General features: G+C 52.5%; 14 protein-coding genes. 6 read left to right on the top strand and 8 right to left on the bottom strand.

The annotated features are described in order from the left end of the window. Window positions 1-159: 159 nt before the first annotated feature. Window positions 160-1,194: a UDP-glucuronate:LPS(HepIII) glycosyltransferase gene (gene waaH / locus C7B16_RS16840; RefSeq protein WP_107179929.1), complete on the top strand. Its 1,035-nt coding sequence runs from the start codon at window positions 160-162 to the stop codon at window positions 1,192-1,194. Here waaH and C7B16_RS16835 read toward each other — a convergent pair. The 3 genes from C7B16_RS16835 to gpmM are packed head-to-tail and all read right to left on the bottom strand — an operon-like array spanning window position 1,181 to window position 4,981. Continuing rightward, a complete protein-coding gene (locus tag C7B16_RS16835; RefSeq protein WP_000483843.1) occupies window positions 1,181-2,140 on the bottom strand; it encodes a divergent polysaccharide deacetylase family protein in 960 nt (319 codons plus the stop codon). The genes waaH and C7B16_RS16835 overlap by 14 nt on opposite strands. Before the next feature lie 3 nt (window positions 2,141-2,143). Further along, window positions 2,144-3,403, bottom strand: a complete 1,260-nt coding sequence (gene envC, locus C7B16_RS16830; RefSeq protein ID WP_001517464.1) for a murein hydrolase activator EnvC — start codon at window positions 3,401-3,403, stop codon at window positions 2,144-2,146. Between the two features lie 33 nt (window positions 3,404-3,436). Then, window positions 3,437-4,981, bottom strand: coding sequence for a 2,3-bisphosphoglycerate-independent phosphoglycerate mutase (gpmM, locus tag C7B16_RS16825; RefSeq protein ID WP_001517465.1), 1,545 nt, complete (start codon window positions 4,979-4,981; stop codon window positions 3,437-3,439). Window positions 4,982-5,225: 244 nt separating this feature from the next. On the opposite strand from gpmM, the gene C7B16_RS16815 reads away from it, so the two are divergent. From C7B16_RS16815 to cysE, 5 genes are all read left to right on the top strand, one after another. Next, window positions 5,226-5,657 (top strand): rhodanese-like domain-containing protein, encoded by a 432-nt coding sequence (locus C7B16_RS16815; RefSeq protein ID WP_001517466.1) that lies wholly within the window; start codon window positions 5,226-5,228, stop codon window positions 5,655-5,657. A 139-nt stretch (window positions 5,658-5,796) separates the two neighbouring features. Further along, a complete protein-coding gene (gene grxC, locus C7B16_RS16810; RefSeq protein WP_000024387.1) occupies window positions 5,797-6,048 on the top strand; it encodes a glutaredoxin 3 in 252 nt (83 codons plus the stop codon). A gap of 62 nt (window positions 6,049-6,110) precedes the next feature. Next, window positions 6,111-6,578: a protein-export chaperone SecB gene (secB, locus tag C7B16_RS16805; protein ID WP_000003377.1), complete on the top strand. Its 468-nt coding sequence runs from the start codon at window positions 6,111-6,113 to the stop codon at window positions 6,576-6,578. Then, complete coding sequence (gpsA, locus tag C7B16_RS16800; RefSeq protein ID WP_001517467.1) at window positions 6,578-7,597, top strand: NAD(P)H-dependent glycerol-3-phosphate dehydrogenase; 1,020 nt, start codon at window positions 6,578-6,580, stop codon at window positions 7,595-7,597. Before secB ends, gpsA begins: the two co-directional genes overlap by 1 nt. Before the next feature lie 79 nt (window positions 7,598-7,676). Then, entirely contained in the window at window positions 7,677-8,498 is an 822-nt protein-coding gene (cysE, locus tag C7B16_RS16795; RefSeq protein ID WP_001277564.1) for a serine O-acetyltransferase, read from the top strand. 55 nt (window positions 8,499-8,553) lie between these two features. On the opposite strand, the gene trmL is transcribed toward cysE, so the two are convergent. From trmL to C7B16_RS16770, 5 genes are all read right to left on the bottom strand, one after another. After that, window positions 8,554-9,027 (bottom strand): tRNA (uridine(34)/cytosine(34)/5-carboxymethylaminomethyluridine(34)-2'-O)-methyltransferase TrmL, encoded by a 474-nt coding sequence (gene trmL / locus C7B16_RS16790; RefSeq protein ID WP_085449447.1) that lies wholly within the window; start codon window positions 9,025-9,027, stop codon window positions 8,554-8,556. Window positions 9,028-9,074: 47 nt separating this feature from the next. Continuing rightward, window positions 9,075-10,265: a quinone-dependent L-lactate dehydrogenase gene (lldD, locus tag C7B16_RS16785; RefSeq protein WP_107179928.1), complete on the bottom strand. Its 1,191-nt coding sequence runs from the start codon at window positions 10,263-10,265 to the stop codon at window positions 9,075-9,077. After that, on the bottom strand, window positions 10,262-11,038 hold the full coding sequence (gene lldR, locus C7B16_RS16780; RefSeq protein WP_107179927.1) for a transcriptional regulator LldR: 777 nt from the start codon (window positions 11,036-11,038) through the stop codon (window positions 10,262-10,264). Before lldR ends, lldD begins: the two co-directional genes overlap by 4 nt. After that, complete coding sequence (gene lldP / locus C7B16_RS16775) at window positions 11,038-12,693, bottom strand: L-lactate permease (RefSeq protein ID WP_001055313.1); 1,656 nt, start codon at window positions 12,691-12,693, stop codon at window positions 11,038-11,040. The genes lldR and lldP overlap by 1 nt, the downstream gene beginning before the upstream one ends. 408 nt (window positions 12,694-13,101) lie before the next feature. Next, a partial coding sequence (locus C7B16_RS16770; protein WP_181244196.1) for a YadA family autotransporter adhesin occupies window positions 13,102-15,680 on the bottom strand: 2,579 nt, incomplete at its 5' end.

Raw genomic sequence — 15,680 nt, 5'->3', positions numbered from 1 at the left:
GAATAAGTAATTGCGCTGTTCTCTTATATAGCTGTTCTCATTATCTCTCTAACCTGAAGTTACTCTCTCACCCGTAAAAATAATATCTCACCGGCTTAATAGTTTCTTAATGCAAAGCCTGTACAAAGGAACGGTAATTTCAGAGGTCGTCGGTAACTTATGATGAACAGCACCAATAAACTTAGTGTTATTATCCCGTTATATAATGCGGGCGATGATTTTCGCACGTGTATGGAATCTTTAATTGCGCAAACCTGGACTGCTCTGGAAATTATTATTATTAACGATGGTTCAACGGATAATTCTGTTGAAATAGCAAAGCATTACGCGGAAAACTATCCGCACGTTCGCTTGTTGCATCAGGCGAATGCTGGCGCATCGGTAGCGCGTAATCGTGGGATTGAGGCGGCGACGGGCAAATATGTCGCTTTTGTCGATGCAGATGATGAAGTCTATCCCTCTATGTACGAAACGCTGATGACAATGGCGCTAGAGGACGATCTCGACGTGGCGCAGTGCAATGCTGACTGGTGTTTTCGTGATACCGGGGAAACCTGGCAATCTATTCCCACCGATCGCCTTCGCTCAACCGGCGTGTTAACTGGCCCGGACTGGCTGCGGATGGGGCTTTCTTCCCGCCGCTGGACTCACGTTGTCTGGATGGGCGTTTATCGCCGCGATGTTATTGTAAAAAATAACATTAAATTTATTGCCGGATTGCATCATCAGGATATTGTCTGGACAACAGAATTTATGTTTAACGCGCTGCGCGCGCGATATACCGAGCAACCATTATATAAATATTATCTGCATAATTCGTCAGTGAGTCGTCTGAATAGACAAGGGAATAAAAACCTTAATTATCAACGCCACTATATTAAAATCACGCGTCTGCTGGAAAAATTAAATCGCCAGTACGCCGACAAAATTATGATTTATCCGGAATTTCATCAGCAAATAACGTATGAAGCATTGCGCGTTTGCCATGCGGTACGTAAAGAGCCGGATATTATTACCCGCCAGCAGATGATTGCCGAGATATTTACTTCCGGCATGTATAAGCGCCTGATTACTAATGTGCGCAGCGTGAAGGTGGGTTATCAGGCGTTGCTGTGGTCTTTCCGCTTATGGCAATGGCGCGACAAAACACGGTCGCACCATCGCATTACGCGTAGCGCCTTTAATTTGCGCTAGCGTTAAGTTTTGCCGCTTCGGGCTGTTTGCCCCAGCCTTGCCACTGATGCTGGAAGTAAACGATCAGTGTGCTCTGGCTGATGCTTTCGCTTAATACTTCAAAGAAGCGATTAGCATAAACCGGTTCCAGCGGTTTCTTCGGTTTACACAGCTTCACACCACGGAACGGATTACGCGGCGCGTTGGGCACGGTGTTTTTCGGCGGAGTCGATGTATCGACCTGCGGTTCATTCAGCAAGCTGCTGGCTTTCACCAGCGTAATGTCTGGCGGCAGGTTATAAACCATCTGCTGCAGCACACGTACCGTTGAAGGGTGAGGATGACCAATGGCGATCGTCGAACCGTTGCGACGCGCCAGTTCAATTGCGCGATTAAACTGCACACGAATATCCGCTTCGTTTTGCGAATCGTCGAGGAATACCTTCCGTTTAATAACTTTCACGCCAGTACCTTGCGCAGCGCGCATCGCCTGGGTATTGCCGATGGTTACGCTGTCGAGGAAGTAAAGATTGTAACGTGCCAGCGCCTGCATCACTTTCTGCATACCAAACAGGTTCGAGGTCATCTTGCTGCCCATGTGGTTGTTGATCCCCACAGCATAGGGCACGTTATTGACTGCACTGCGAATGATGCGCTCAATTTCGTCGCTACTCATTTCCGGGCGCAACGTATTTTTTTCCAGCGGCTGTTTACTCAATGGTGCCATCGGCAGATGAATCAACACTTCGTGACCGCTGTTATGCGCTTTGGTCGCCATCTCTCTGGCGTGCGGCGAGTCGGGTAGCACGGCGACGGAGATAGCGGATGGCATCGCCAGCACCTGGTTTTCGTTGTGCGGGCGATAGCCAAAATCATCAATAACGATGGCAAGTTTGCCAGCAAGTACGGGGGAGGAAAGCGCCAACAGAGCGGCAAATGCAAGAACGTTACGACGAAATGGAAACAAAACTTATCTTCCCAACCACGGCTGTGGATTGACCGCCTGACCCTGGCGGCGAATTTCGAAATAGAGTGAAGGCCGACCCTGACCGCCACTGCTGCCCACTAGTGCAATTGGCTGACCCGCGCGAACCTGCGAGCCAACGCTCACCAGTGCGCTCTGATTATAGCCGTAAAGACTCATATCGCCTTTACCGTGCTCAACCACCACCACCAGACCGTAGCCTTGCAGCCAGTCAGCCAGAATTACTCGACCGTCGGCAATCGCTTTAACTTCAGTGCCTTCAGAAGCACCAATAACCATCCCTTTCCAGCGCAGCTCGCCCTGTAGCTGTTCGCCATAGCGATGCAGTGTTGGCCCACGAACAGGCCAGAATGCCTGACCACGCGGTGCACCTAAACCACCGGTACGGGACATCAGCGATTTTTCGCTTTCGGTTGGTTTGTAGGTGGTGCCTTTGCGCGTCGCTTCTTTCTGCCTGTCGCGCACTGCCTGGGCTTCGCGCGCTTCACGTTCAGCACGTGCTTTCGCTGCCGCTTCTGCACGAGCAATGCTATTGCGCAGACGAGATTCGTTGGCGCGCAGCTCGCTTAACTGTTGCTGACCTTGTTGAATGGAAGACTCCAGCCCTGCCAGCGTCTTCTTACGCTCATTCAGCGCCTGGGTCAGCTTCGCCTGTTGGGCGCGCTGTTCATATAACAGTGTTTGTTGTTCGCTCTGTTTCTCTTCCAGTTCAGCACGCTGCATGGCAACTTCTGCGCGCGTCTGCTTCAGCTCAGCGATGGTTTCTTGTCGCGCCTGGTTGAGGTAACCGAAGTAAGCCTGCAAACGCTGGCCGCGCTGGCTTTCTTCACCGCTAAGAATGAGCTGAATACCGGTATGCTCACCCTGACGAAACGCGGCATCCAGTTGCGCGGCGAGGCTGCGTTCCTGAGCGGCTTTTTGCTGCTCCAGCTTAGCAATTGACGCGTTCATCTCATCAATCTGTTTATTCAGTTGATTGAGCGTGTTTTGCGTTTCGCGCAGCTTACGGGTGGCTTCAGAGATCGCCTCTTCCTGCTTTTTCAATTGTGCGAGCAGGCTTGCGCGTTGTTGCTGTTGTTGGCGTACCGCGCGCTCTTTCGCGGCGATATCGGCCTGAATAGACTTGAGTTGGTCGCGGTCATCCGCCTGGGCGGAAAAAGTGCACAACAATACGCCAGCGCTAAGAACGCTGGCGTAAATGATGGGCCTGACTGCAAACCTGCGCGGTTTCGTGGCCCGTGTCATGGTATTAATCGCCTTTCCCCTCATGGGGAGGGATTATTCCACGATGAACAGCGGCTTACCAGTCATCTCTTGCGGGATTTCCATACCCATTAAAGAGAGCATGGTCGGCGCGATGTCAGAAAGTTTGCCACCTTCAACCGCTTTCACGTTCTTATCGCCAACGTAAATCAGCGGAACAGGCAGGTTGGTGTGCGCCGTGTGCGCCTGACCGGTAGCCGGATCGCGCATCTGTTCAGCGTTACCGTGGTCAGCGGTGATCAGCAGTTGACCGCCAACAGATTCAACGGCTTTCGCCACTTCATCCACGCAGTGATCCAGCGCTTCTACCGCTTTAACTGCCGCTTCCATCACCCCGGTGTGACCTACCATGTCGCCGTTCGGGTAGTTACAGATGATGGTGTCGTATTTGCCGCTCTTGATTGCCGCAACCAGTTTTTCGGTCAACTCTGCGGAGCTCATTTCCGGTTGCAGGTCGTAGGTCGCGACTTTCGGTGAGTTGATCAGAATGCGATCTTCGCCTTTGAACGACTCTTCTACGCCGCCGTTAAAGAAGAAGGTGACGTGGGCATATTTTTCGGTTTCGGAAATACGCAACTGAGTTTTGTCATTTTTCGCCATCCACTCACCGAAGGTGTTAACCAGAGAGGCTGGTGGGTAAGCCACTGAGGTTTTGATGTCGGCGGCGTATTCGGTCAGCATCACGAAATCAACGTTAACCACTTTCTTACGGGCGAAACCGTCGAAATCAGCGTTAACGAACGCGCGGGTGATTTCACGGGCACGGTCAGCACGGAAGTTCATGAAAATCAGTGCGTCGCCGTCTTCCATTGCTGCATCTGGCTGGCCTTCGGCACGGATGACAGTCGCTTTCACGAATTCATCGTTTTCGTCACGAGCATAAGCGGCCTGCAAACCGGCAACGGCGGTATCAGCCTGGAATTCGCCCTGCGCCAGAGTCAGCAGGTCATAAGCTTTTTCAACGCGATCCCAACGGTTGTCGCGGTCCATCGCGTAGTAACGACCAATAATGGACGCTACGCGGCCTTTACCCAGTGCGGCAAATTTCTCTTCGAATTTTTTCAGAGAAGCTTCAGCGCTGCGCGGTGGGGTGTCGCGACCGTCGAGGAATGCGTGCAGATAGATTTTTTCTGCGCCACGTTCAGCGGCCAGTTCTACCATTGCCATGATGTGATCTTCGTGGCTGTGTACGCCGCCAGCGGAGAGCAGACCCATAATGTGTACAGCTTTGCCCGCGTTTTTCGCTTTATCTACCGCGCCAGTTAGCACCGGGTTAGCGAAGAACGCGCGATCTTTGATTTCAACGTCCAGACGAGTCAGGTCCTGATACACGATGCGGCCGGCACCCAGGTTAACGTGACCTACTTCGGAGTTACCCATCTGACGGTCAGGCAGACCGACTTCCAGACCGGAAGCGTCGATCAGGGTATGCGGACGATTGGCCCACAGTGCATCCATTACCGGGGTTTTTGCACTAAAAATGGCGTTATCCTGCTGTTCTTCGCGATAGCCATAGCCATCCAGAATCACCAGTACCATAGGTTTTTTAGAAACCGACATTGCGACAACCTCATACTCAAGAGTCAAAATTTGCGTAATTTTACTACAGCTGAATCGATAAAATAGCCTCTGAAGATCAAATTATGACGCCGCACAGTGAAAGCCGGGGGCTGATTTGCGATTTTTTTTCGTAGCGCCCCGCAAAATTGCATTCCAGTGCACGCGCTGGCTGTATTTGCCGCAACGCGCAGGTATACTCCTTTCCTGGTTTTTTTAATCACTACGTCGGGAGTTGTTACCCCCCATGCAAGAAATTATGCAATTTGTCGGCCGCCATCCCATGCTGAGTATCGCCTGGATCGCGTTACTGGTGGCGGTCCTGGTTACTACGTTCAAAAGCCTGACCTCGAAAGTGAAGGTGATTACACGTGGTGAAGCGACGCGTCTGATCAACAAAGAAGACGCTGTGGTTGTGGATTTACGCCAACGTGATGACTTCCGTAAAGGCCATATCGCTGGCTCTATCAATTTGTTGCCGACCGAAATCAAAGCCAACAATGTTGGTGAGCTTGATAAGCACAAAGACAAACCGGTTATCGTGGTTGACGGTTCTGGCATGCAGTGCCAGGAGCCAGCAAACGCGCTGACGAAAGCTGGGTTTGCGCAAGTATTTGTGCTGAAAGAAGGCGTAGCTGGCTGGGCTGGCGAGAACTTGCCTCTGGTGCGCGGCAAATAATTTACCTGTCGTTTTTTATGCCGCTGATAGTTAGCTGCAATTATGCCCCCAGTGACTTATTGATATAAGCTTCTGGGGATATTCTATTTTGTCGCTACCCTGCAACATAAAACAACAGGTAAAAAACAGGAGCTAAATTATGGCCAATGTTGAAATTTATACCAAAGAAACCTGCCCTTATTGCCATCGTGCGAAAGCATTGCTGAGCAGCAAGGGCGTGAATTTCCAGGAACTGCCGATTGATGGCAACGCCGCTAAGCGTGAAGAGATGATCAAACGCAGTGGCCGCACCACGGTTCCGCAGATTTTTATTGACGCACAGCACATTGGCGGCTGTGACGACTTGTATGCATTGGATGCACGTGGTGGACTGGATCCTCTGCTGAAATAACGTGTGAACGTTGGCATTACATTGCGCAGTATTTAAGGACAACACTTAAGGGTTTTCTACACATGTCAGAACAAAACAACACCGAAATGACTTTCCAGATCCAGCGTATTTATACCAAGGATATTTCTTTCGAAGCGCCGAACGCGCCGCACGTTTTCCAGAAAGATTGGCAGCCAGAAGTTAAACTTGATCTGGATACGGCATCTTCCCAACTGGCAGATGACGTTTACGAAGTGGTACTGCGTGTTACCGTAACGGCATCCCTGGGCGAAGAAACCGCGTTTCTGTGCGAAGTTCAGCAGGGCGGTATTTTCTCCATCGCGGGTATCGAAGGCACCCAGATGGCACATTGCCTGGGCGCATACTGCCCGAACATTCTGTTCCCGTATGCTCGTGAATGCATCACCAGCATGGTATCCCGCGGTACATTCCCGCAACTGAACCTTGCGCCGGTTAACTTCGATGCTCTGTTCATGAACTATTTACAGCAGCAGGCTGGCGAAGGTACTGAAGAACATCAGGATGCCTGATGAACCAACGTAATGCTTCAATGACTGTGATCGGTGCCGGCTCGTACGGCACCGCTCTTGCCATCACCCTGGCAAGAAATGGCCACGAGGTTGTCCTCTGGGGCCATGACCCTGAACATATCGCGACGCTTGAACGCGACCGTTGTAACGCCGCGTTTCTCCCCGATGTGCCTTTTCCCGATACGCTCCACCTTGAAAGTGATCTCGCCACTGCGCTGGCAGCCAGCCGTAATATTCTCGTCGTCGTACCCAGCCATGTCTTTGGTGAAGTACTGCGGCAGATTAAACCGTTGATGCGTCCTGACGCGCGCCTGGTATGGGCAACCAAAGGGCTGGAAGCGGAAACCGGGCGTCTGTTACAGGACGTGGCGCGCGAAGCGTTAGGCGATCAAATTCCGCTGGCGGTTATCTCTGGCCCCACTTTCGCGAAAGAGCTGGCAGCAGGTTTACCAACGGCTATTTCGCTGGCCTCTACCGACCAGGATTTTGCTGACGATCTCCAGCAACTGCTGCACTGCGGCAAAAGTTTCCGTGTCTACAGCAACCCGGATTTCATTGGCGTGCAACTTGGCGGCGCGGTGAAAAACGTCATTGCGATTGGTGCGGGGATGTCTGACGGTATCGGTTTTGGGGCGAATGCGCGAACGGCGCTGATCACCCGTGGCCTGGCTGAAATGTCGCGTCTGGGCACGGCGTTGGGTGCCGAGCCTGCCACCTTTATGGGCATGGCAGGCCTGGGTGATCTGGTGCTTACCTGTACCGACAACCAGTCGCGTAACCGCCGCTTTGGCATGATGCTCGGTCAGGGCATGGATGTACAAAGTGCGCAGGAGAAGATTGGTCAGGTGGTGGAAGGTTACCGCAATACGAAAGAGGTTCGCGAACTGGCGCATCGCTTCGGCGTTGAAATGCCAATAACCGAGGAAATTTATCAAGTATTATATTGCGGAAAAAACGCGCGCGAGGCAGCATTGACACTATTAGGTCGTGCACGCAAGGACGAGCGCAGCAGCCACTAAACCCAGGGAACTTTTGTTACCGCTATGACCCGGCTCGCGCAGAACGGGCCGGTCATTACCTCATCGTGTGGAGTAAGCAATGTCGTGTGAAGAACTGGAAATTGTCTGGAACAATATTAAAGCTGAAGCCAGAACGCTGGCGGACTGTGAGCCAATGCTGGCCAGTTTTTACCACGCAACGCTACTCAAGCACGAAAACCTGGGGAGTGCATTGAGCTATATGCTGGCGAACAAGCTGTCATCGCCCATTATGCCTGCCATTGCTATTCGCGAAGTGGTTGAAGAAGCTTATGCCGCCGACCCGGAAATGATCGCTTCTGCGGCCTGCGATATCCAGGCGGTGCGTACCCGCGACCCGGCAGTCGATAAATACTCAACGCCATTGTTATATCTGAAAGGTTTTCATGCCTTGCAGGCGTATCGCATTGGTCACTGGTTGTGGAATCAGGGCCGCCGTGCACTGGCAATTTTCTTGCAAAACCAGGTATCTGTGACGTTCCAGGTCGATATCCATCCGGCGGCAAAAATTGGTCGCGGTATCATGCTCGACCACGCGACGGGCATCGTCGTTGGTGAAACGGCGGTAATTGAAAACGACGTGTCGATTCTGCAATCCGTGACGCTCGGTGGTACAGGTAAAACCAGCGGCGATCGTCACCCGAAAATTCGTGAAGGCGTGATGATTGGCGCTGGTGCGAAAATTCTCGGCAACATTGAAGTTGGTCGTGGCGCGAAGATTGGCGCAGGTTCCGTGGTGCTGCAACCAGTGCCGCCGCATACCACTGCCGCTGGCGTTCCGGCGCGTATCGTCGGTAAACCAGACAGCGATAAACCGTCAATGGATATGGATCAGCATTTCAACGGCATTCACCATACGTTTGAGTATGGCGATGGGATCTGATGTCCTGTGATCGTGCCGGATGCGATGCTAACGCATCTTATCCGGCCTACAGTAACTAATCTCTCAACACCGCCCCCGGATACCCCAACTGCCGCCAGGCTTCATACACCACCACCGACACCGCATTGGACAGGTTCATGCTGCGGCTGTCCGGCACCATTGGAATACGAATTTTTTGTTCAGCGGGCAGGGCGTTAAGGATGGTTGCGGGTAAGCCACGTGTTTCCGGGCCGAACATCAGATAATCGCCATCCTGATAACTTACGGCGCTATGTGCGGGCGTACCTTTAGTGGTAAGGGCAAACAGACGCTGGGGATTTTCCGCCTCAAGAAACGCGCTATAGTCATGATGACGCGTAACGGCGGTAAATTCGTGGTAGTCCAGCCCCGCGCGGCGCAGGCGCTTGTCGTCCCAGGCAAATCCCATCGGTTCGATGATATGCAGACGAAAGCCGGTATTAGCGCAAAGACGAATGATGTTGCCAGTGTTTGGCGGAATTTCTGGTTCGTAAAGTACGATGTTTAGCATACTGCCCCCTTAGTGCGGGGGCAGGATAGCAGATATTAATCTAACCCTTAAGCTGCATTCCCTTTCGCCATCGGAGCCAGTGCCGCAGGCAACTCTTTACCCAGCCCCTGAACCAGCGAGTCTTCCGTGATTTCGCTAATTGATTTCGCGCCAGTCAGCGTCATCGCCACTTTCATCTCTTTCTCGATCAAATTCAGCAAGTTTGCTACGCCCGCCTGGCCCGCCGTGGCCAGTGCATACAGGAAAGCACGGCCCAGCAGTACGGTATCGGCACCGAGTGCGATCATACGCACAACGTCAAGCCCGTTACGAATGCCGCTATCCGCCAGAATCGCGATATCGCCTTTCACCGCATCTGCAATAGCAGGCAGTGCGCGGGCGGAAGAGAGCACGCCATCCAACTGACGACCGCCGTGGTTAGAAACTACAATGCCATCCGCGCCAAAACGGACTGCATCACGGGCATCTTCCGGATCGAGGATCCCTTTGATCACCATCGGGCCATCCCAGAAATCACGGATCCACTCAAGGTCTTTCCAGGAGATGGATGGATCGAAGTTATTCCCCAGCCAGCCGATGTAATCTTCCAGTCCGGTCGGTTTACCGAGATAAGCTGAGATATTACCTAAATCATGCGGACGACCGTTCAGGCTCACATCCCAAGCCCATTGCGGATGAGTCACCGCCTGCAAGTAGCGGCGCATTGCGGCATTCGGACCGCTCATACCCGAGTGTGCGTCACGGTAGCGTGCGCCCGGCGTTGGCATGTCAACGGTGAAAACCAGCGTCGAACAACCCGCGGCTTTTGCCCGTTCCAGCGCGTTACGCATAAAGCCGCGATCGCGCAGCACATAAAGCTGGAACCACATTGGGCGTTTGATGGCCGGTGCAACTTCTTCAATCGGGCAAACGGAAACCGTCGAGAGAGTAAACGGAATGCCATGCGCATCTGCCGCTTTTGCTGCCTGGACTTCGCCGCGACGCGCATACATGCCGCACAAGCCCACCGGAGCCAGCGCCACTGGCATCGACAATTTCTCATTAAACAGCGTCGTTTCCAGGCTTAAGTCAGACATGTTTTTCAGAATGCGCTGGCGCAGCGCCACGTCGGACAAATCTTCTACATTGCGGCGCAGGGTGTACTCAGAATATGCGCCGCCATCCATATAGTGGAACAGGAACGGCGGCAGAATGCGTTGTGCGGCGGCGCGATAATCGCTGGCTGCGGAAATAATCATGCGTTTTTCTCCCTCGAATGCTCATGATGCTCACCGGGCAGGCGGGTAATGCGTGCGCGGCGTGCCTGATCTTCATCGAATCGTTTTATGGTGGTGTGGACAAAACTGAGATGCGCCATCATCGCTTTACGCGCACCGTCGGCATCACCAGCAAAAATGGCGTCAATGACTGCCTGATGCTGTTCAGTCAGTTGCGAAAAAACGGGCGGAACCAGATACATCCGCTGGCGACTTTGCATTACCGAGGACTGCAGGACATCAAAGAAACCGCGTATGGTCTGTAGCAGAACAATGTTATGTGAGGCTTCGGCAATCGCCAGATGAAAACGAACGTCTGCTTGTGAGGCGAGGTCCGGGTCTTCGCTGAGCGTTGCCTCAAAGCAAAGCTGAATTTTCTCTTTGTCGCCAGGCGTGGCGCGCATCGCCGCATGCCAGGCGGTGCTGGCTTCAATGGCGTAGCGGGCTTCCAGAATATCGAAGCTGTAATCCGGATCATCGGCCATCAGCGTTTTCAGTGGTTGGACGATGTTTTGCTCCGACCATGCATCATGACGCCAGCGAATAAACGTCCCGCCGCCGCGTCGGCTGAGCAGCACGCCTTCGCTTACCAGTTTTGCCAGCGCCTCGCGTAATGAATTACGCGACACGCCGAGCTGCATCGCCAGTTGACGTTCAGCGGGCAACTTCATGCCCGCCTCCAGATTTTTTTCATCAATCAGCGCCCGCACACGATCTGCTACCTCGTCTGACAGGCGTCTGGGTATAACCATCATTAAGGAATCATCCACGTTAAGACATAGGCCTGCAGCGTGGTGATCACGCCCACCATACAGGTGAAGATCAGGCTGTGTTTGACAGTAAAGCGGAACAAATCAGACTCTTTGCCAACCAGGCCTACTGCCGCACAGGCGATGGCGATAGATTGCGGAGAGATCATCTTGCCGGTGACGCCGCCGGTAGTGTTGGCTGCAACCAGCAACAGGTCAGAGACGCCAATTTGTTGTGCTGCTGTGGCTTGCAGAGCGGCAAACAGGGCGTTAGATGATGTATCCGAGCCGGTCAGGAATACACCCAGCCAACCAAGGAATGGCGAGAAGAAGGTGAATGCGTGGCCGGTGTGTGCCAGAGCCAGCGCCAGTGTTGACGACAACCCGGAATAGTTCGAAATAAAGGCGAACGCCAGCACCATACCAATGGAGTAGATGGGCAGCGCCAGCTCTTTCAGCGTGTTGCCGAAGGTGCTGATAGCGTCAGACGGTTTCATTTTCAGCCAGATAACAGAGAGCAGCGCAGCAAACAGAATGGCGGTGCCGGTGGCAGAGAACCAGTCGAACTTAAACACGGCTGCATAGGCGGTGGCTTCGCTGACCACCGGCGGCATACGAGCAACCAGTTTATCGAGGTACGGCACCGGAATGTTGATGACCCACTCATACAGCGCTCCGCCCGAAGCGAACAGGGCTTTAAACGGTGGAATACTCCACAGTGTTACGGTGGCGGTCAGGAACAGGAACGGTGTCCAGGCACGCAATACCTGACCTGCGGTGTAACCGGTGTGAGCCAGTGTCATATCAACCTGTGACGCCCCCAAATCACCGAAGCGGAAAACGCGCACCGGCTGCCAGCGTTTGAGGAACAGTGTCAGGCAGAGTAGCGATACCAGCGAAGAGATAATGTCTGGCAGTTCCGGCCCAATGAAGTTGGAACTGAGGTACTGTGCGATGGCAAACGAACCACCCGCAACCACGACCGCAGGCCAGGTTTCTTTGATACCGCGCCAGCCGTCCATAATTGCCATGATCCAGAACAGCACGATAATAGTCATAAATGGTAGCTGGCGGCCTACCATCTGGCCAATCTCAAAGCTGTCGATGCCTGTTACCTGCCCGGCAACCAGAATCGGAATACCCATTGCGCCAAATGCCACCGGTGCGGTGTTAACAATCAGGCACAGCCCGGCGGCGTACAGTGGTTTAAAGCCCAGGCCGACCAGTAAGGCTGCGGTAATCGCGACCGGTGCGCCGAAGCCTGCAGCCCCTTCGAGAAATGCGCCGAAACAGAAACCGACGATCAGCATTTGCAGGCGCTGGTCAGGGGTTATTGAAAGAATGGACGAGCGGATGATGTCAAACTGCCCGGTTTTCACCGAGATCTTATAGACGAACACCGCTGCAATAATAATCCACGCGATCGGCCACAGGCCGTAGAAGAAGCCATAAACCACGGAGGCCAGCGCGTTGGCGACCGGCATTTTATAGAACAGCAAAGCTACCGCCAGAGCGATAGTGACCGTCCAGGTGGCGGCGACGTATCCTTTCAGTTTGAGCTTAATCAGCGCAAAGAAGAAAAACAGGATGGGAAGCGATGCTATCAGGCTGGAAAGCCAGATATTCCCGGCGGGATCATAGTTTTGTTGCCAGAGATTCATTGCAGGTCTCCTGGAGGCCACGCACATCGTGTAATGAGTCTGTTGCTCATCTCCTTGTCACACGTTGTGTAAAAGTGGCACTGCCAATTTTGTTGTGTAGGGATAATGACAATGAATAGTTAACCAAATGTTATGTAATGGCAACGTTAATGTGAGTTTGAATTGATGAACTGTGAACCAGAGGCCAGATAAGGGAAGAATTGGTAGGGCCAATTTGGGGTGAGGAAGGTGTCTGGTAAAGAAAAGGGCAATCCTCATCAGAGAATTGCCCGCAGATTGTTGACCTGGTGCACCTTATTTTGCCGGATGCGGCGTGAACGCCTTATCCGGCCTACAGGAATTTGTGGAATCCTCCTGTAGGCCGGATAAGCGTAGCGCATCAGGGTTTACCCATTCGTTAATGGATAATTACCACTGAATACCGGCACCGAGTGCGGCGGAGTATTCGCCCTGGCTATTGGTACTACCTTGTAATTTGTAGACCCAACGACCGTTGGCACTCACCATCGATACACCTAAAGCAACAGCCGATTCACCGTTATAAGTACCGCCACCAATAGAAGCCATGCTGGCACCTGGCGTGTAGGCCTGAGGCAGACCAGTCATCGCCATTGCCGAAGCGATACCACCGCTCATTTTTTTCTCTACGCCCTTCACTTTGTTATCCATTTCAACCATTTTCTGGTCTGTGTAGCTATTGGTATCCTGGATACTTTGTTTTAGCTGTGCGTAGTTAACCGCATCGTGATCGTTCACAGCGGCTGACACATTACTGATTTGCGTCGTGCCCCCCTTACCATCACCCAGGTTTAACGTACTGTAGTTAATCGTACCGTCTTCATTCGTACTGTAACGAACACCACCCTCAGTGGACGATTTCAACTGTGCGACGTTCACTGCATCAGTGTCATTTTTACCGGCAGCAACATTGGTGATGCGGCGCTGATTAGTTGATGACCCCACAGATATGGTATTAGTTTCATCGGCGATCGAACCTGTACCTAAGGCTACACTGTTATCTGCAGCAGCGATTGATCCTGAACCGATAGCGACGCTGTCCGCCCCCTGTGCATTGGCATCCGCACCGGTTGTATTTGCCTTGAAGTATTTCGTACTTCCGGTAGTAACAATATCGCCAATACCATTCTCGATGTTGGTAACACGGGTATCGAGATTGCTCACCTGATTGTTCAGGTTATTGATACTGGTCGTGTTGATCTCAACGCGCGCATCCGTCACTTTCAACTGGCCAACATTAACCGCATCGGTATCCTGTGAGCCCGCTGCCACATTAGTGATTTGCCTCTGACCATTGGTGCTGCCTACAGAGAATTCACCCACCGAGTTTTGCGGGGCATCCATATTGTAAGCGGTATAGTTGCTTTGGGCCCCAACGGTGGTTTGAGAACCATTACCCATTGCAATGCTGTTAGCATGGTTCGCGCGAGCACTGGAACCGATAGCGATACCGTTAATTGCGTCCTGTACCACTAAGGAGCCAAAACCAATACCAATTCCGGCATCACCATTGACCACTGTTTTTGCACCCATCGCCAGAGAGTCCGTCCCAACGGCCAGTGAATCCTCTTCTTTCGAGTTTGAGTGGAAGTACTTAGCAGGAGTGCTTGCAACTGAACCTATCGCATTTTGCAACTGACGGACAGTGACGACGTCATGAGCCTCTGAACCATCTGCGACGTTAATGATTTGGCGATAACTTTCACCATCTTTACCTACAGATAGCGCACCGAGTAATTCGCCATCAGTGGTGTCATAACCAATGACAACCCCGTTTTCCGTTACGCTGCCAGAACGGGAGCCCTTGACGATGACACGGTCAGAGGTTGAGCCACTGCCCAGTGCTATACCGGAGTCGATCGAGCTGACACTGTCTCGACCAATAGCGAGGCTGTTTTCACCCGATGCGGTCGCGTTATAACCCAACGCGGTAGAGCAGCCGACGCCCGCTGCGCTGGCATCTATAAAGGTCAAGCCGGTATCGTTTGTACGGACGTAATTTACACCTGCACCATGCTCTTCAATATAGGTCGTACTGGTGTCGCCAGCGAGCTGGTTAATCATATCGCTATTCTGGTTGATGAGCACATTTGTGGCATACAACTGAGAACCATTAACCGCATCGGTGCTATCAACCGCCACGTTACCGGCTTTTACATTAGTGATTTTACTGGTGGTATCACCATCGTGGGCCGCACTAAAGGCACCTGCGTTATCATCCCAAATCATTGCATCATCAAGCGTCGAGTCTATCGCGCTCAGTGCATCGCCTACATTATCGTAGTCAGTATTAGCGATAGTATAGGCTGGTGCGTTGATTGTGCCGTCAGCATTAACAGTGGAACCACCGCCAAGAATGTCACTAATAGAGTTGCTTACATCATAGAGCTGTCCACCGTTCACTGCGTCTGCGCTGTCTTTAGAAATTGAACCGGCGGCGACGTTAGTGATTTTACTGGCACTACCACCATGACTGGCTGTGAATGTGCCTGTTTTGGCATCCCAGGCAAGGGCATCACCGAGTGAGGCTACAACTGAGGAGTCAATAGCGGCTAATGCTTCACCTACGTTATCGTAATCAGTGCCCCCGATATTATAGGTTGGTCCAGTAAACACGCCGCTTGAATCAACAGAGGCATTTCCACCCAAATAGTTAGCGATAGAACTGCTCAAACCATACAGTTGTCCGCCATTTACGGCATCGGTACTTGACGACGATAGTGTTCCCGCCGCCACATTAATGATTTTGTTGGTGGTGCTGGTGCCGTGTTTGGCACTGAACGCCGTACCATTCCACTGCAGGGAATCATCTTCCAGACCCGTGATTGTGGTATTGATATCTGCGACATCATTGGTCAGGTTGGTGATGTTGGTGGTGTTGGTGGCAACGTTATCGTTTGTCGTTTTCAGTTGCGAGCCGTTGACGGCATCGGTACTGGTGTCTGACAGGTCACCGGCCATGACGTTGG

This window comes from Escherichia sp. 20412-1, from assembly GCF_003027595.1.
GTDB lineage: Bacteria > Pseudomonadota > Gammaproteobacteria > Enterobacterales > Enterobacteriaceae > Escherichia > Escherichia marmotae.
This window is presented reverse-complemented; position numbering and strand designations above follow the sequence as displayed.